Annotated in this window: 13 protein-coding genes and 1 pseudogene; 5 read left to right on the top strand and 9 right to left on the bottom strand. The window is 61.6% G+C overall.

The features are described 5' to 3' along the window. Positions 1–6: 6 nt before the first annotated feature. The 6 genes from BLW71_RS32245 to BLW71_RS32220 are packed head-to-tail and all read right to left on the bottom strand — an operon-like array spanning position 7 to position 9,521. A complete protein-coding gene (locus tag BLW71_RS32245) occupies positions 7–711 on the bottom strand; it encodes a PqiC family protein (protein WP_091806868.1) in 705 nt (234 codons plus the stop codon). Continuing rightward, positions 708–2,303, bottom strand: coding sequence for a PqiB family protein (locus BLW71_RS32240; RefSeq protein WP_091806865.1), 1,596 nt, complete (start codon positions 2,301–2,303; stop codon positions 708–710). Before BLW71_RS32240 ends, BLW71_RS32245 begins: the two co-directional genes overlap by 4 nt. Positions 2,304–2,327: 24 nt before the next feature. Continuing rightward, a complete protein-coding gene (locus tag BLW71_RS32235) occupies positions 2,328–3,707 on the bottom strand; it encodes a paraquat-inducible protein A (protein ID WP_091806863.1) in 1,380 nt (459 codons plus the stop codon). A gap of 11 nt (positions 3,708–3,718) precedes the next feature. Then, on the bottom strand, positions 3,719–5,182 hold the full coding sequence (locus tag BLW71_RS32230) for an efflux transporter outer membrane subunit (protein ID WP_091806860.1): 1,464 nt from the start codon (positions 5,180–5,182) through the stop codon (positions 3,719–3,721). A 2-nt stretch (positions 5,183–5,184) separates the two neighbouring features. Next, positions 5,185–8,355 carry an efflux RND transporter permease subunit gene (locus tag BLW71_RS32225; RefSeq protein ID WP_091806857.1) on the bottom strand — a complete coding sequence of 1,057 codons (3,171 nt, stop codon included), beginning with the start codon at positions 8,353–8,355 and terminating at the stop codon, positions 5,185–5,187. Next, positions 8,352–9,521, bottom strand: coding sequence for an efflux RND transporter periplasmic adaptor subunit (locus BLW71_RS32220; protein ID WP_091809124.1), 1,170 nt, complete (start codon positions 9,519–9,521; stop codon positions 8,352–8,354). Before BLW71_RS32220 ends, BLW71_RS32225 begins: the two co-directional genes overlap by 4 nt. Before the next feature lie 326 nt (positions 9,522–9,847). Between BLW71_RS32220 and BLW71_RS32215 the strand changes: the two genes are divergently transcribed. Further along, positions 9,848–10,621 (top strand): TetR/AcrR family transcriptional regulator, encoded by a 774-nt coding sequence (locus tag BLW71_RS32215; protein WP_091806855.1) that lies wholly within the window; start codon positions 9,848–9,850, stop codon positions 10,619–10,621. 10 nt (positions 10,622–10,631) lie between these two features. Here the strand turns inward: BLW71_RS32215 and BLW71_RS32210 are convergent, their stop codons facing one another. The 3 genes from BLW71_RS32210 to BLW71_RS32200 all read right to left on the bottom strand — a co-directional run bounded on the left by BLW71_RS32210 (position 10,632) and on the right by BLW71_RS32200 (position 15,079). After that, a complete protein-coding gene (locus tag BLW71_RS32210) occupies positions 10,632–11,687 on the bottom strand; it encodes an AI-2E family transporter (protein ID WP_177205150.1) in 1,056 nt (351 codons plus the stop codon). A gap of 447 nt (positions 11,688–12,134) precedes the next feature. Continuing rightward, positions 12,135–14,081 (bottom strand): SMP-30/gluconolactonase/LRE family protein, encoded by a 1,947-nt coding sequence (locus tag BLW71_RS32205; RefSeq protein ID WP_286162170.1) that lies wholly within the window; start codon positions 14,079–14,081, stop codon positions 12,135–12,137. A gap of 545 nt (positions 14,082–14,626) precedes the next feature. Continuing rightward, positions 14,627–15,079 (bottom strand): winged helix-turn-helix transcriptional regulator, encoded by a 453-nt coding sequence (locus BLW71_RS32200; protein ID WP_091806850.1) that lies wholly within the window; start codon positions 15,077–15,079, stop codon positions 14,627–14,629. A gap of 78 nt (positions 15,080–15,157) precedes the next feature. On the opposite strand from BLW71_RS32200, the pseudogene BLW71_RS42425 reads away from it, so the two are divergent. The 4 genes and pseudogenes from BLW71_RS42425 to BLW71_RS32185 form a co-directional block, all read left to right on the top strand. Continuing rightward, a pseudogene (locus tag BLW71_RS42425) lies at positions 15,158–15,478 on the top strand (NADPH-dependent F420 reductase); the annotation flags it as partial. A gap of 198 nt (positions 15,479–15,676) precedes the next feature. Next, on the top strand, positions 15,677–16,648 hold the full coding sequence (locus BLW71_RS32195; protein WP_218157150.1) for an SDR family oxidoreductase: 972 nt from the start codon (positions 15,677–15,679) through the stop codon (positions 16,646–16,648). Positions 16,649–16,717: 69 nt separating this feature from the next. After that, positions 16,718–17,344 (top strand): NADPH-dependent F420 reductase, encoded by a 627-nt coding sequence (locus BLW71_RS32190; protein ID WP_286162227.1) that lies wholly within the window; start codon positions 16,718–16,720, stop codon positions 17,342–17,344. Between the two features lie 88 nt (positions 17,345–17,432). Continuing rightward, entirely contained in the window at positions 17,433–17,834 is a 402-nt protein-coding gene (locus BLW71_RS32185; RefSeq protein ID WP_091806842.1) for a nuclear transport factor 2 family protein, read from the top strand. Positions 17,835–18,046: the final 212 nt, after the last annotated feature.

Below are 18,046 nucleotides of genomic sequence, written 5' to 3'. Positions count from 1 at the left end.
GGACTGTCAGGGGCGTCGGGTCACCCCGATCCCCGCTTCAGCATAGGCCATCAACGGGCAGGATGCCGGGCGTGTCACCGCTTGCCGGCTCCCGTGCAATGCTGATGTCATGCCAAGCTCGCGGAGGCCCCGCGCAATCTGCGTAGAGATTCGTTGCAACGCCTGCCGATGCCCATCTGCGATCGCATCATAGCCAGCTGAGACCGGCTGGCTGGCTATGCTGTGGCAGGTCATCGTTTCCTGACCATTTGACGGCTGTATGCTCCATACAGCTTCAATCAGTACGTGCGACCCAGGCCACGTCTCAAAGCGCTGCACTTGCACCGAAATGCGGTACAGCGGAACCTCGTCCGTGCGCGCCATCCCGTGCACGTCGAGCGCACCCGACTGCCGGGTCACCATTGCCAGCACTGCGGTGCGGATTTCATCCGGCAGCGGCGACGCCCAGCGATCGTGCTCCAGCACCTTGACCTGAGTGGCATTCACCTGAACGACAAATTGGCTCCTCGCCAGCGCGGAAGGCACTGTAACGGGCCGCATATCGATCAGAACGGCGGGGCTTGCCGTGCGATCCGCCGTGGGCAAACCGCCGCCGGCGTCGAGCGTGTAGAACCGGCTCGGCGGAGAACCACACGCCGCCAGAGCAGCGAGACTGATTGCCGCCGCCACACGAACGAAAGCGCGCAGCGAATAAGACTGAAGCAGAGTCACGGCCGGTCTCCTTTCTTGCCGAACAGAAGCGCCTGGGGATGACGTTCCAGATAATCCGCGAGTGCGTTGAGAGACTGCAGCGTACGGGTCAGTTCCTGCATCGCATACTGCACATCCGATTGCAACGGCGCCGCCTGCTGAAGCGTCGCCTCAGCGGTTCCGAACGTCCGCTGCGCTGCCGCCAACGTATCCCGAGCCTGTGGAACAACCTCCGTATCCAGATGACCGAACAGCTTGTTGGCATTTTCCAGCGCGCCATTCAGGTTGGCGCCGATCTTGTCGAACGGCACCTGGTTCAGTTTCCTGGCAATGTCCGCGATCTGCACCTGCAGTTCGTCAAGCGTGTTAGGCACGGTCGGCAATTCGATCGGGTTCTGATGCACATCCACGGTCGCACGCGGGGCTTTCGGGAACATGTCCAGCGCCACATAGAGTTGCCCGGTCAAAAGGTTGCCGGTTCGCAACTGGCCACGCAACCCTTCCATCACGAGGTGCTGAAGCAGCTCATGCCCACCTGGCGTGTTGGGGGCCGGTAGCGCCTCCCTGCTGCGCCGGCTGAGCCGGTCGGGATAAAGTGCCATCGAGACCTTCATGCTGAAACTCTTGTCCATTTCGCTGTATTCAATACCAATCTCCGTCACCTGACCCAATGCAATGCCGCGCAGGTCCACAGGTGCGCCAACGGACAATCCGCGCAGCGACTGGTTGAATCGCATCACCACATTGAGTGGTTGTCCGTCCGGCTCGCGCATCGCGTCCGACTCGTCCGCCGCGAGTCGAAACACCGCCTTGTCAGCGGCCTGTTGTCCGGCGTCCTGACCCGGCGGTGACTGAAACGCGAGACCTCCCACGACCACTGTGGCCAGTGACTGCGTGTTGATCTTGAGCCCGCTCGAGTCGAGCCGAAGATCGACACCGCTCGCATGCCACCAGCGAGTGTTCGTCCCGACATACTGATCGAATGGCGCATTGACGAAGACGTTCACGATCACGCCCGAGCCGTGCGGGTCGAGTGAAAAGCCGACCACCTGGCCCACCTGCACACGACGGTAAAAGACAGGTGCACCAATATCGACCGACCCCAACGAATCCCCTCGCAGCGTGTACTGGTGCCCCGGTTGGCCGCTGGTGACGATGGGAGGATTCTCGAGTCCGACAAACTCCGTCCGTCGCTCTGACGATTGCCCGATGTCGACGCCGATGTACGCACCGGAAAGCAAAGTACCGAGGCCCGAAATGCCGTTGGCCCCCACGCGCGGGCGGACCACCCAGAAACGCGTGCCTTGTGTCGCGAATTTTTCTGCCTCCCTGGTGAGTTGAATTTTTACCATCACTTGCTGGAGGTTTTTCGTCAGCGTAATGGCCTGAACGGAGCCGATTTCGACATCCTTGTACTTGACCTTCGTTTTGCCTGCCTCCATTCCGTCTGCGTTATTGAACGAAACCGTGACCACTGGCCCCTTTTCGGAAATGGATCGGGCTACCAGCGCAATGCCGATCAACGCCGAGATCAGGGGGACCAACCAGATCAACGAGGGAAGCCAGCGTTTTCGTGGTTTGATGTCGGGAAGGGGTAGATCAGGAAGATGCATCGCTAGAGAATAGTGTTGCTGATTTCAGTTTATGGGGGCGACGGAGCTACGAACCCGTGCGGATTCGACGTCCTCGGAATGCGGTTGTGCGCGACGGACGTTGTCCCAGGTGAGCCGTGGGTCGAACTGATGCGATGCCAGCATGGTGAGGATCACGACCGCCCCGAAAGCGAGCGCGCCCGGACCCGCGGTAACGAAGGCAAAGGAGCCGAAGTGCACCAGGGCAACCGTGAGTGCAACAACGAAGACATCGAGCATCGACCACCGGCCAACCCGCTCGACAATACGAAACAGCTTCGCGCGTTCGAGCGGGCGCCAGTCCGAACCCCGGCGAGCAGTCAAGGTCAGCAGTGCGAGAACCGTGAGTTTGAGCATTGGCACCATGACGCTCGCCACGAAGATAACGACCGCGAGCGGCCAGTCTCCCGAGCTCCAGAAGTAGCCGACGCCGCCGAGAATCGTGTCGTCCTCTGAGCGGCCGAGCGACGAGGCATGCATGATCGGCAAAAGATTCGCCGGAATATAGACGATCGCTGCGGCGACAAGCAGACTCAGCGAACGCGTCACACTGTGCGGACGGCGCTCGTGCAGCAGCGAGTCACAACGCGAACAGTGCTGATGCGGCTGATGCGCGATTGCCGTCTGAACCAGGCCGCAGGTATGACACGCGAGAAGTCCTGCATGTCTTGCCGAGACATCACCCGTGGCTCCTGTTTCCGGCGAGCCGGAGGTGTCACCCGGCACAACGCGGCTGTCACTCACGCTCGACCGGGCAATGTCGGCGCGCCGACGAATTTTCATTTCGTCGCAAACCTCCCACAACACGGCAGGGTCGAACGCGGCAACGATAGCCAGCATCACGGTCAATGCGCCGAATGCAAACAGGCCCGGCCCCGGAATCACCTGCGCGATGCTTACCATTTTCACGATCGTGATGAACACCCCGAGCATGAATACCTCGATCATTCCCCACGGTCGAACGAATTGAATGAGGCGAATGACCCGATTGAAGCCGGACGGCCGTTTACCCATCAGAACGGGAACCAGCAGGTAAAGAACGGCGAGCAACTCCGTCAGCGGAAACAGCATCGACGAACAGAACACCATGCATGCGACGACACGCATGTGTTCGCCCCACAGCGATTGCACTGCACCAAACAGCGTGGTCTGCGAGCCGATCCCGTTTGTCTCCAGCCGTAGTACCGGGAACGCCTGCGCAATCACAAAAGTAATCAACGCAGCGACGGTCAAAGCGCAGATCGTCTCGAGCGACGGACCACTGCGATGCAGTCCTTTGAAACCCGCACCGCACCGCTGACACCGTGCAACCAACCCACCCAGGCGCGGCGGCTTGCGGAAAAGGAGGTCACATTCGTGGCAGGCAATCAGGTTCCGATGTTCCATGCCGGGACGCGTCACTCTTTTGACGTCACGTGCTGCTGAGCAGACGGCAATTCGCCCATCGCCTGGAACAGTGTGACGGTATCGGTCATGCGCTGGCTTCCGGCGCGCACGGCGCCCAGCTGCGCAGTGAGAAATCGCTGCTCGCTGGCATGCTGCGCCGTGGACGGCAGGGAACCGAGGCGGGCGCGCGACGCGGTTTCGTCGAAGGCCGCACGGGCTGCCTGCGCCGCTCGTTCGGTAGACGCCAGCGCCTGCGCGTCGTTCTCCAGCGCGGCAAGCGAATCCGCGACATCCTTGAATGCCGACAGAACCGTCGACTTGTAATGGAGAACCGCGGCGTCGTATGACTCGATCGAGGCCCTGCGCTGCGCCAACAACGCCCCACCATGAAAGATCGGTTGCGACAGACCCGCCCCGATCGCCCACAGTCCGCCCGCGCCTGAGAGCAGCATCGGCCAGCTAAAGCCACCGCGGCCCATCGCGGCTGTCAATGACAGGCTCGGAAAGAGCTGCGCGGTCGCGGCGCCGACGTCGGCCGCAGCCGCTTTCACTGCGGCGTCGGCCGCCAGAATGTCAGGGCGCGAACGCAAAAGATCCGATGGCACGGCGACCGGCACGTGGTCGGGCAAAGACAGGCTGTCGAGGTCGGGAACGGCCGGTGCGTCGTCCGGCGTACGCCCCATCAGCACCGCCAGCGCGTGGACGGCTGTGGCGCACTGCTGCCGCAAGGGCGGCAGACTGGCCGCGATCGACTCCGCGTCGTCCTTCGAGTTCAGCGCCTGCACGTGCGTGAGCGATCCGAGCGTGTAGCGTTGCTGGTCCTCATTCGCCGTTTCGCTCGCCACGGCAATGAGCCGTTCGGTGAGAGCGATCTGACGATCGAGCGCCGCCACATCGATCGCCGTGCCGACGATGTTCGCGGCGAGCGCACGCCGGGCCGCTTCGAGTTCATAGCCCTGCACGTTCACACGGGCGGCAGCCGCCGCGTTGGCGTAGCGCGTCGCACCGAAAAGGTCGAAGGTGTAATGCGCCTGAATCTGCCCGGCGAAAAAGTTGTACCGGACCTCGGTTGGACCAATGCCGGGCACGACCGGTGAACGCGCCCGCTCGATCTGCGCGGCGGCGTCGATCGAAGGCAGCGTGGACGAACCGACCTGCGCGCGCAATTCCTCTTGTGCGGCCGAAAGCGTGCGCTGCGTCGCCGCAAGCGTCGGGCTGTTGCGCAGACCTTCCTCGACCAGCGCATCGAGCGCGTCCGACCGGTACAGCCGCCACCATTGCGGCACTGCCGTCGAACCGATATCGAACTGCTGCGCGACGCCATTTGCCACGACCGTCCCGGACGCCTGCGCCTGCGCGCCGTAATGCGTTGGCGAAGGCATCACTGGGGGTTCGCCGCCGGGGCCGAACGAGCAAGCCGTTAGCGCGAGCGCCATAGCGACGGCGACAACGGATGTCTTATGGGCAAACTTCATCTTCAAATCTCCGTGTGCTCGACGACGACCGGCTGCATCCCGCGTTCGTCGCGCTGGACCCTGAAGCACGTCGCGTAGAGAGCCGGCAGGAAGAACACCGTCAGTAAGGTGGCGATCGTGATCCCGCCCATCAACGCGGTCGCCATGGGCCCGAAAAACGCCGAGCGCAGCAGCGGAATCAAGGCGAGCACGGCGGCGGCGGCCGTCAGCATGATCGGGCGGAAGCGCCGCACGGTCGCACCGACAATCGCGTCGAAGCGCCCATGCCCCGCCGCGATGTCCTGATCGATCTGATCGACCAGGATCACGGAGTTGCGCATGATGATGCCGAACATGGCGATCACGCCGAGCAACGCGACAAAGCCGAAGGGCTTGCCGAACAGCAGCAGCGCAGCCACGACGCCGATCAGCCCGAGCGGTGCGGTCAACACGACGATAAAGGTCCGCGAGAAGCTCTTTAGCTGGATCATCAACAAGGTCAGAACGGCGATGATCATGAGCGGCATCTCGGCGTTGATCGAGGTCTGGCCTTTCACGCTTTCTTCAACCGCGCCGCCCACTTCGATGCGATAACCCACCGGCAATCTGGCTTGCTCGCCGGCAAGTGCGTGCTCGATATCGCGGGTCACGTCGATACCCTGCGCGTCGCCCCGAATGTCGGCCTGCACCGTGATCGTCGGCTGCCGGTCGCGCTGCCAGATCACACCGTATTCGAGCGTGTCCTTGATGTGTCCGAGGGAACCCAGCGGAACCGGACCGTTCGGAGTCGGCACCGCGAGGCTGGTGAGCTTCGAGGGATCGACGCGCTCGCCCTTGGGCGCACGCAGATCGACGTTGATCAGCTTGTCCCGCTCGCGAAATTGCGTGACCGTGTAGCCCGAGAGCGTCATGGCCAGGAAGTTCGATACGTCCTCCGACGTCACACCGAGCTGGCGCGCCCGGATCTGATCGACTTCGAACGAGATCGACCGTTCTGCCGGCTCGTCCCAATCGAACTGGACGTTGCGCGTGCGGAAATCGGCACGGGCCTTGTCGGCTACCGTTTCGGCAATGGAGCGCACGGTCGCGATATCGCTGCCGCTCACCCGGAACTTGATCGGGAAACCCACCGGCGGACCATTCTCGAGCCGCGCCACACGCGCACGCACGCCGGAGAAATCCTTCTCGAGTTTTGCATCGAGCCAGCGCATCAACTCGTCGCGATCTTCGACGCTCTTCGCGGTGACCACGAATTGCGCGAAGTTGGGCTGCTGGAGCTGCTGATCGAGCGGCAAATAAAAGCGCGGCGCGCCGGTGCCCACGAAGTCGACGAAGTGGTCGATCTCGCGCTTGCCGTTGAGCGCCGATTCGAGGCGCTTCGTTTCACGCAGCGTCGCCTCGAACGAAGCGCCTTCCGGCAGCCGCAGGTCGACGAGCAGCTCGGGGCGTTCCGAGTTCGGAAAGAACTGTTGCGGCACGCGCGTGAACGCTGCCATCGCGATCACAAAAAGCACCCCGGTAACGCCAAGCACGGCCCAACGACGGTCGATACACCACGATACCCAGCCTGAAAGGCGCTGGTAGAAGCCGGTGTTGTAAACGTCGTGCTCGTGATGCTGGCCGCCGCCTTGGCCCTTGCGCTCGGGCAGCATGTGAAAGCCCAGCAATGGGACCAGCACGACAGCCGCGAACCAGGACACGATCAGCGCAATGGCGGACACTTCGAAAATCGACCGCGTGTATTCTCCCGTGCTCGATTTCGCGAGTGCGATCGGCAGGAAGCCCGATACCGTCACGAGCGTGCCGGTCAGCATGGGAAATGCCGTACTCGTGTACGCAAAGGCCGCCGCGCGCGTGCGAGTCCACCCCTGCTCCAGCTTCACGGCCATCGTTTCGACGGCAATGATCGCGTCGTCGACGAGCAGCCCCAGCGCGAGCACGAGTGTGCCAAGGGATACCTGGTCCAGCCCGATGTTGAACACATGCATGCACAGCGCCGTCACGGCGAGCACGATCGGAATCGAGATCACGACGACCATGCCGGTGCGCAGGCCGAGCGAAACCAGGCTCACGACCAGCACGATCGCTACCGCTTCGGCGACCGACCTGACGAACTCGTCCACTGAGTGCTTAACCGCGTGAGGCATGCTCGAGACGGGAGCCAGCTTGAGTCCCGCCGGCATGGCGGCTTGCAGTTCGGCGGTTGTCGCGTCAAGCGCTTTGCCGAGGCTGACCACGTCGCCGCCCTTTTGCATCGTCACGCCAATGCCGAGCACCGCCTGCCCACCAACACGCATCTCGGTGACGCGCGGATCGTCGTAGCCACGCGTGATCTTTGCGATGTCGCCCAGCCGGAACTCGCGTTTGTTCACGGTGAGGAGCGTGTCCGCAAGCGCCTGCACGTCCTTGAACGCACCGCTCGGGCGCACGAACACCCGGTCGTCCGCCGTCGTGATGGTGCCGACCGGCGTCACCGTGTTCTGTGCGTCGATGGCCTGCGCGAGCTGCTGCGGCGTGATTGAGAGCCGAGTCAGTTGCGCATTCGATATTTCGACGAAGATGTGCTGGTCAGGATCGCCAAAGTAGTCGACCTTGGCGACACCAGGCACACGCAGAAGGACCGCGCGCAACTGATCCGCGTAGCCGTGCAGTTGCGCGGGCGTATAGCCGTCGCCTTCGAGCGCATAAATGTTCGTGTAGACGTCGCCGAACTCGTCGTTGAAAAACGGTCCAACCGTTCCCTTGGGCAGGGTCGCGGCAATGTCGCCCACTTTCTTGCGCACCTGGTACCAGGTTTCGGGCACTTCCTTGACCGGCGCCGAATCCTTCATTGCGAAGAAAATCATCGACTCGCCGGGCCGCGAGTAGCTCTTGATGTTGTCGACGTACGGCGCGGCCTGCAACTGCCGGCCGATCCGGTCCGTGATCTGTTCCTGCACCTCGCGGGCAGTCGCACCCGGCCAGTAGGTCTTGACCACCATGGTGCGGAACGTGAACGGCGGGTCTTCCGACTGGGCAAGCTTCGTGTAGCCGATCACGCCGAACAGCGTCGCAAGCCCGATCAGAAATATCACGAGCTGCTGATGGCGCAACGCCCACGCGGACAGATTGAAACCGCCTTCGCTGCGTGCCTCGGCGTCAGGCGGGATGACGGGCGCGCTGTCGCGCGCGGCTTCACGGTCGCGGGCGTTCATGACGAAAAATCCTCCGGATGGAGCGGAGCCACGACCTGCACGTGCTGGTTCGCGCTCACCGCATGAACGCCTTGCATCACGACGCGGTCGCCTTCGTGAAGGCCGCCACTGACGGAGACGGTCCGCGCGTCGTAGCGCACGAGGCTGACGACGCGCAGTTCGAGAGTGTCGCTGCCGGCGCGCACCACCCATACAGCGGGGTTCTCGCCTTTGTGGAAAAGCGCCGTCACAGGCAGTGCGAACGGCGCCGCCTCCGGCACGCCGCTGGCGGCATCGAATGTGACATTGGCCGTCATGCCGACGCGGACTTCCGCGCTCGGCGCGGCTAGCGTGAGTTTCACGCGCCACGTGCGGCTTTGCAGGTCGGCGGCGGGCGATACCTCGCGCACGGTCGCCTCGAAGCTTTTGCCGGGCAGCGCGGACAGGCTCACGCGCGCCTTGCTGCCGACGGCTATCGCGCCAAGCGCCCGCTCCGGTGCGTCGCAGACGATGTCCATGCTGCCCGTCCAGTCGATGTGATAAACCGCCTGATCCGCCTGGACGTTCTGGCCGGTGTCCGCATCCTCCGACTTAATGACGCCGTCGTGATCCGCGGTGAGCGTGGCGTAGCGCAGGTGGTCGGAGGCGAGCGCCATTTGCGCGAGGGCCGAATCGCGCTGCGCAAGCGCGGTAGCGTACGCGTCTTCGGTCTGTTCCATCTGCGCCGGTGCAATCAGGTGTGCCTGGATCTGAGCCTGATCGCGATCGCGCTGCTGCCTGGCGTACACGAGACGATGTTCGGCGGCGTCCAGTTGCGCGCGGGCATTGACGAGGTTATTGCGCAGATCGGTGGGGTCGAGCAGCGCAACGATTTGCCCCGCCGTGACGGTATCGCCGAGATGAACCTTTCGTTCGATAACCTTGCCCCCAACTCTGAACGACAGTGGCGTGGAGTAGCGCGCCTCTACTTGAGCCGGCAATGAGGCAGTCGGAATGCTTGCGTCGGGATGAACTGCGAGCGCGACAACCGGTTTGGGCTCCGGCGGCGCCACTTCACCGCGGTGGCAAGCCGAGAGCAGAATTGCACCACAAGCCGCAACGAGCAGACGCTCTCTGAACGGTGGCCTGGCGATGGAAGACAGGATGGGACGCACGAAATTCCGCGCGTTAAGACCGGATAGTTTCACGATGTTCACAAGGCAGGTGATAGTCCAGCAATGAAAAATAGGCGAGGCATAGGGAGACACGGCGCGTCCGGCGACATGCTTTTGCTCTATGTGTCAAGGACGATTCCATACGCCATTAACTTGGCATTCCTATCCGCCCATTCTGATACGAGCCGCTTGCAACTCTTCATACTTCGTCATCGCACGCGGGTGGATACCGTCGCTTCTCATTTCGTCTGCGCGGCTGCCGATTCTCTGGCTAAGGTGACATTAGACCCATAACTGATTATATTGTCAATCATGACGTATAATTCTAAAATATGACGATACCAAGACCTGGAGTCGAGATGCCTGATATCGCGAACCCCTGTGGAAACCGGCAGCGCGTGCAGACCTTGAGCGGTCCGGCTCAAGCGGTCGAAGGGCGCCAACCGCGCAGTACCCGCCGCAAGCGCGAAACCCGCACCCGCTTGCTCGACGCCGCACTGAGGCTGATGGCGGAAAGAGGAATGGATTCGGTGGCTATCAACGACATTACCGAGGCCGCCGACGTCGGTTTCGGCTCGTTCTACAACCACTTCGGGTCGAAGGAAGGGATCTTCACTGCACTCGTCGAATGGGTGTTCGAGGAATTCGCCGATACACTGGACCAATTGGCCTGCGACCTGTCCGACCCGGCCGAAATAGTCGCCGTCTCAGTGCGGCACACATTGATGCGCGCACGCCGTGAGCCGGTATGGGGGCGGCTGCTGATCCGCGAGGGATTGTCTGTGCATGCGCTGGGCTGGGGCCTCGGCCAACGATTGCTGCGCGATAGCCAAAGAGGCATTTCCGCGGAGCGCTTTGTCGTCCCTGACCATTTGGTGTGCGTTGTGTCGGTCACGGGCATCATCTTCGCGGCGATCGCCGCCGAGTTGCACTTTGCCGCATTGGTTACGCCGGCGGCCCGGCGGCAAAAAGCGTCTGGATTCGGCGAGCAGAACTTCGCGGAACGGGTAGCGGCGGTCGTGTTGCAGGTGCTTGGACTCAAGCGCGCGGAGGCGGAAAGAGTTGCGCGCCTGCCGTTACCCACGGGCAGGCCGGATACCAAGCGTGGCAGAGCAAAATCGCGCGTCCGCTGATCAAGCCCTGCTATCCCCCGTAAAACGCGCTCGCCAGATAACGGCCGCGGAGTTCGCGCAGGCCTACGGCCAGAATTGCGCTGGCTGGAAGCGCGAGCAGAACCCCAAAGAAACCGAAAAGCTGGTCGAATGCGAGCAAGGCGAAAATCACCGCGAGCGGATGCAGGCCAATGCGTTCGCCGACGAGGCGTGGCGTAAGGATGAAACTTTCGAGAATCTGGCCAATGCCGTACACGACCACCACCGCGGCAACGCCATACCAACTGCCGAATTGCAGCAGCGCGGCAAGAAGCGCGAGCGCCAGTCCGGTCGCGAATCCGATGTACGGAATGCACACGGCGAGCCCGGTAAAGAGACCAATGGGCAGCGCGATCTCGAAGCCTGCGACCGTCAAAGCGATTGGATAAAACGTAGCGAGCGCCCCCATTACGAGCAGTTGGCCGCGCAGGTATTGCGACAGCATCTGGTCCATGTCTGTCAGGAACCTGCGCATTTTGCCCAGCCACGGTCGCGGCACGAAGCTTTCAAGGCGAGCAAATGCCTCGTGCCTGTCATAAAGCAGATAGAACAGAACGAGCGGCACCAACACGATGTTGCCCACGACAGTAATCATCATGTTGCCGCTCGTGCGCAGTGACTGCCACGCAGCCACTGCGATGGTTTGTTCGCTCGCCTTGAGGTGCGTCCTTAACATCTCGTGGACATGGCTCAAATCCAATGAATAGCTCAGGCCCAGCAGGGCCAGTTTGGGTTGTAACCACGCGTTGAGTGTGGCTGCCAGAGAAGGAATCCGCACGATCAGTTCGGGCCCCTCTTTATGGATCACGGCAAACACGAGCAGAACGAGCAACGTGGCCATCAAACCAAACAGGAGCATCATCACGAGCGCGGCGAGTCCGCGTGGCGTGCGATGGCGCACCAGCCATTCCACTCCCGGTTGAAGGACATATGCGATGAGCCCGCCAAGCAGGAACGGCGTGAGGACCGGACGCAAGATCCAAAGCAGGACGCCAGCCATCAAGGCGACCGCGCCCCATAGCAAGGCGTGGCGTTGATGCAGAGTCATAAGGGCAACGTGTTGGTGAATAAATCGGGTGTGCCAGTATCGGGATGTCGCCTGAAACGGGCGGACAGGCTCACTCCATTGGTGACGATATTATCACTATTGCGTGATTGATCATCACTGACATTTGTAACGAATTACACTGAAGGTCGCTGGGCGGCTTCTCCCGTGTGGCGCACTCCGGATGTTTTGGCACGCTTTATTTGACATTTTTATCAATTATGATCTTGGCGCCATAGATGCTTCACGCCGACCGCCAGCGGCGCCCAACCCGTTCATGGGACGCAAGTTAAATTCTTTGCAGGATTTCCTATGGTGTAACAATCCAGACCCCAATGCGGGCAACCGAAACCGCTAGACGGGATTGCCCGTCAGCACGCCCCAGATCATCACCTCGGGCGTCGCCGGGCGCTGAGCCATCGCCCCTGTTGCGGCGACTCGGGTGCATCGTCAATTGACGCTGAATGGGGACACCACCGCCGTTCTCACCGCGCTTGCCGCAGGCCCGGTCGAAGCAGGCGGCACCCAGCGATACACCACGATGCTTGAGTCGTTGTAGTTGTCCTTCGTGACTTCATATTCGCCCGTCGACCGCCGATACGCACGAAGTCCATACATCGAGTCCGCGTCGTTGCCGACGTCGACCATGTTTGGATTGCTATTGACGAGCGTGACGTCGAGCTGTCCGGTCGTGAGGTTAAACGCATCCACGTTAGGCACGGTATGTACGTAGCCGATAAACAGATAATTGCCGGTGGCCACAATCGACTTCGGATTCGCGCCAGTAATGTTGATCACCGGGTTCGGCGTGGTCCTGTTGCCGGCCAGCCAGCCGTGATACACCTCGACGCGCTGCCCCACCGCAGTCCAGTCCGTGCTGCCGGTTGCCCCTTGCGTGAGAATCATCGTGTCGCTTTCAGGCAGGAAGATGATCCGGGTCAGTTGCGAGATGGTGCGCGGGATCGGCATCGTGATCGCGGCGCCCCAGACCGGTTTGCCACTCGAATCGAAACCTGTCAGTGGGTAGTGTGAAATGACATTGGTCTTGTCGAGACCCGCCCAGATATCGCCCTTGCTATCCAGACAGAAGCCATTGCGCACGCGTGCCGTCGTAGCGAAGGCCGTTCCCGGCAACGCGCCATCAGGAATCGCAATGTAGCCGCTCGCCGGGTTGAAGTGGAAAAAGTAGAAGGTATCGGGGTTCTGACTCGCGGCGACGAGTATCCGGTGCCCTCTCACGCTGGCGATCTGCGCGAAATGTTCGCCACGTTCGTGGTCGGCAAGATTGATCCGGGGGTCGGCCGGATAGGTGATCGGGTCGATTGTGTTGGCAACCAAGGTGCCACCCACGGTACCCGAATAGATATTCATTCCGCCGTAGAAGATCGCCCCGTCGGTGGCCGGATCCGGAGCCGCGTTGCCCTCGAAGTTCACCGATTGGAGCTGCCAGCGCAGAACTCCGGTCCCGTCGTATGCATGGATATCGGTGCCGCCGTTACGGCCGAGGTCCCATGACCCTCCCCATGGATTGTTCAGGACGTAGAGATTGCGCGCGGAATCCCTGCCAATGCCGGTGACGCGCGTAAAGCGCTTGTCGCCCACCTGCCCTTTTATGCCATTCACCGTACTGAGAAAGCCGCCTTGAACACCGAACGTCCCGGCGGAATACGGCGTGCCGGACAGGTCATAGATCTTGATGTTCATATCCGGCCCTTCGTCGCCGATCCATAGCTGGTCGCTCGTCGCATCGAAGTACAGCGAAGCGGGCCGCGCATTGGCCGGCAACTGGATAGTGTTCCGGCGCTCCCCGCCTGGACTGAACTGGATCACGGTGCCCAGGCTCTGTTGTGCGACCCAGACGTTTCCAGCTGCGTCTACCGCCAATGCGCCCGGCCCTGCCACGCTGATATCGCGCAGCCAGACTCCGGACGTCGTAAATACGCGCACGCGATTGCCGGGGAAATCGCTCGCATATAGCAGCGAGCCAGACGTCGCGAGTCCGGTGACGACATCCGCAAGGCGTTCGGTGGTCGTCGCGCTGACGGTGATGAGCAGGTCGCGCGTACGGCTGGTCCGGTTGTATCGGCCAACCTTGCCGCTACCGTAGGTGGCGCTGAACTGCAGCGCAGCGAATAGCGAGGTCGAGTTGCCGGTGATCGCGCCGCCCTGAAACTCGCCGTGTGCCCCGATCGAACCGATGTTCCGGGCGTTCTGATAGATCGCAATGCCGCCTTCGTTTTCATCCCACATCGACGATGTGTAGATCACTCCTTCGGGTGCGACCCACATCGAGCGGGCCACGTTGCCCACTCGCGTAGTGCCCGTGCCATGGGTGTTGGCGATCCAGCCGGTCGAATATTGAGCATCGCAAACCGACACTGCCGCTGCGCTCAGCATTGCCCCTACGAATGCGGTACAGAGTCTTTGAAAAAACATGAGGTTGTTTTGTGGATCGCACGCCGTGCAACACAGGCGCGCATAGTGCGGTGTTGCCAACACTGGCAAGCTTGCAGTCCGGACCCTGACGATTCGAAAGAGTGACTCGCGTAGCAGGCGACGTGTCTCGTCGAATTGGTGTGGGATGTCGTCTAGGTTAACGGCGGTGCGCGGCACGAGTTGAGCGAATTTTCGAATGGGCCTTGATGACGGCGCCCCAAGTGCATCGTGCTGATTCGGTCGGCCGGACGCTCGACCATTTTGTGCGTTACACGTGCGCTGGATGGCTGGCGAAGGCTGGCGTGACGTCGAAAGGTTCGTCCGGGCCGAACTGCTCCGGAAGGTCATTGACCTGGCTCGACCCTGAGCGGCCGCAGGCGTTGGGCAATCATCAATGGCGGATGACGGACCCATTTCGGACGTCGGTCACACTATTCGATGCACCTTTCAGTCCGCGGACTGTCGAGTTACTCCTTTGACGTGACGAAGCGCATTTGCGATCCTGCTCAGCCCTTGCTCTCAGGAAACAGACATCCGCCATCGCGGACCAGCGCCTTCAGCTCTTCGCCCACTTGGGCGGGATTCGCAGCTAACCGAGCACTGAACTCCTTATCGCGCAGCACGTACGATTTCCGATCATATTTCGCACTCCATATCACTACACTGACTACAACCGGAATAAGGTCCAGACCTTTCTCTGTCAGCGTGTAGAAGTCCTTACGCCTGTCGTCGGGATTGGGCGCCCTCGAGAGAATGCCTTGCTCCTCAAGAAAGGCAAGGCGGGACGCGAGGACATTGGTCGCGATTCCCTCTTCCGATTTCAGGAATTCGCCATATGTCTTTTTACCGTTGAAAACGATGTCGCGAATGATCAGGAGCGACCAGCGGTCGCCAAAGATCTCCACGCCGTAGTTCACCGCGCAGTGGGATCGAACATCGTCTTTACGTGCTGTCTTCATGGCTACATCTTAACATCGCTTGCATATGACAAGTGAATTTCAATCATTTACTTGTTTTTTGCAAGTGATGTGTTTAGCATGGTCTGCAGCGGTGCAGGCACCAGTCAACTCACCAGGAGACTGCACATGAGCACGATCAGCATCATCGGCGCGGGCAGTATGGCCGCAGCGGTCGGTCGCCTTGCCGTCAAGGCTGGACACACTATTGAGGTGATGAGTCGCGATAAGGCGAAGGCACAGGCCCTGACCCGCGAGGTCGGTGCTGGTGCGACGACCAGCACGTTCGGCGCCGCACCGGCGGGCGACCTCGTTGTCCTGGCGGGTCGCTACGCCGCCGTTCTCGAAGTAGTGAAGCAGTACCGCAAAACGCTAGCAGGCAAGCTCGTCATTGACATCAGTAATCCCATCGACTCGGACTTCAGGGGATTTGTGACTCCAGAGGGCAGTTTCGGCGCGAGGGAGATCGTTAAGGCGGCGCCTGCCTATGCAGATGTTTTTAAGGCGTTCAACACCCAGTTCTCTCATGTTGTCCTGGCTACCGCTCCAGTTCAAAGGTCGCCACTTCATCTCATCACATCACCCACAAGGGGGAGTTTTATGCACGTTTTCATCACTGGCGGGACCGGCCACGCCGGTTCGCACATCATCCCCGACCTCGTCTCGGCTGGCCACGAGGTCACCGCCTTGGCGCGAACGGACGAGTCGGCTGCTGCGGTGTCCGCTCTCGGCGCCAAGGCGCGTCGCGGAGATCTTAGCGACCTCGATGGGCTCAAAGCGGCAGCGGCCGAGTCCGACGGCGTCATCCACGTCGGATACCGGGCTGACCTGCTTCAAGCCGGTGGGATCGCCGCCTTGGGCGATTCGGAGCTCTCAATCGTGCTCGCTTTCGGCGAGGCGCTGGCGGGGACGGGTAAACCGCTGGTCGTCGCAGGCAGCATCGGCGCGCCCACGAACGTGGGTCGGGAGGCCCCTATTGTCGCGCCGGTCAGCCTGGGCCGACCGGCGACAGAGGATGACCCCGCCCTTCCCAGCAGGCCCCTGGACGCAGGCACCCTGCGGGCTCGCAACGTCGTGGAGACCGCTGTCGTCGGCCTTGCCGAGCAAGGCGTGCGGTCTTCGGTCGTGCGGATTCCCCTCATCGCACACAGCACGGCCGATCGCGTCGGCTTCCTCCAGATCCTGATCGGGCTTGCGAAGGAGAAAGGCGTCATTGGCTACCCCGGAGACGGCGAGAACCGGTGGCCTGCCGTGCACATCCGCGATCTGGCCTCTTTGTTCCGACTGGCATTGGAGAAAGGTGCCGCCGGCAAGACCTGGCACGCTGTTGCCGACGAGGGTATCCGGTTCCGCGAGATTGCTGAGGCCATCGCCGCTCGCCTGAGCGTGCCCGCCGTGAGCATTCCCGCTGACGAACTGATGGTGCCCGGCTACTTCGGGTTCCTCTCGGCTGTGGTCACGGGCGACTTCCCGGCGTCCAACGCCATCACGCGCAAGGCTCTCGGCTGGGAGCCTGCTCAGCCAGGCCTGCTCGAGGACATGGGCAACGGTCATTATTTCCCCGCCGGCTGAACTGGGCCGACGGCAGGGAGCCGGGTCGGAACGAGCCCGCAGACAGCAATACCCCAACTAACGAGGAAACTGCACATGAGCACTATCAGCATTATCGGAACAGGAGCGATGGCCACTGCGATCGCTGGCCGCGTCGCCAAGGCTGGACAGACTGTCGAGGTGATCAGCCGCGATAACGCAAAGGCGCAGGCACTGGCCGACCAGCTCGCGTCCGGAGCGATCACAGGGAAGTACGGCGCCGCGCCGGCGGGCGACATCGTCATTCTCGCCGTGCCATATCCCAGCGCGGCGGCGGTGGTGGCCGACTTCGGAAAGGCGCTCGACGGCAAAGTCATCGTCGACATCACCAACCCGGTTGCGCCCGACCTTTCGGGCCTCGTGACTCCGCACGGCAGTTCCGGTGCGCAGGAGACCGCCAAGGGCCTTCCCGCCGGCGCCCATGTCGTGAAGGCCTTCAATACCATCTTCGGTCACGTACTCGCCAAGGGTGGACGCCTCGACGCGTTTATCGCAGCCGACGACACAAAAGCCAAGGCGCGTGTCTCGACCTTCCTCGAAACTATCGGGCTGCGTCCGCTCGATGTCGGCGGCCTGCAGATGGCCCAGACGCTTGAGGCGCTCGGCCTGATGATGATCGGCGTGGCCAAAAACGGCGCTGGCACCTGGGACATCGCCTTGAAGGTCGATATCGGCTGAATCAGCGACGTCACGTTCTCATCGGCGGGCCGATAGCGTGTCCAGTCAGAGCGGACACGGCCGGAGATAAAAGAAGGGAGACATCGGGATGAGCGTCGATCAGAATGTCCAGATCGTAAAGGACTTCTTTGCGGCAGTCGGCCGCGGTGATATGCAAAGTCTGCTGGCCTTGTGTGCCGGGGATGTTGAATGGATCATTCCCGGCGAAGACTGGCCGCTGGCAGGCGCGCGCCGCGGGCACGACGGGTTGGAAGATCTTCTCCAGAAAGAATCCGAACCAATGGAGACTTCATTCGTGGAGACACGTGAATTCGTCGCGCAGGGAGACCGGGTGCTCGTGATCGGGTTTGCTAAGGGAAGGGTTAAGGCCACCAAGAGGACATGGGAAGATCATTGGGTCTTCGCCATTACTGTTCAAAATGGCAAGCTGACGATCATTCGGGAATATGTCGACACGCAAGCATTGGCGCGAGCCTCCGAGATGCCGTGAGTCCGGGCCGTGGCCGGTCGCGCTTGTGCGTTAAGTATGAGATGCCCTGGTAAGTGCCGCTAGTCGACGGCGAGCCGAAGCGGTCGTCGCCATTCAACCACATTGCAGGACAAAGCCGGAACCAAATCACCCTTGCAAGAACCCGACGCAATTCGATCAACGTTGTATCAAACCGAAGCCGGACAAATCCGTTGACTCGAAAAAAACTTTCA

It is taken from the genome of Burkholderia sp. WP9 (assembly GCF_900104795.1).
In the GTDB taxonomy this organism is placed as follows: domain Bacteria; phylum Pseudomonadota; class Gammaproteobacteria; order Burkholderiales; family Burkholderiaceae; genus Paraburkholderia.
This window is presented reverse-complemented; position numbering and strand designations above follow the sequence as displayed.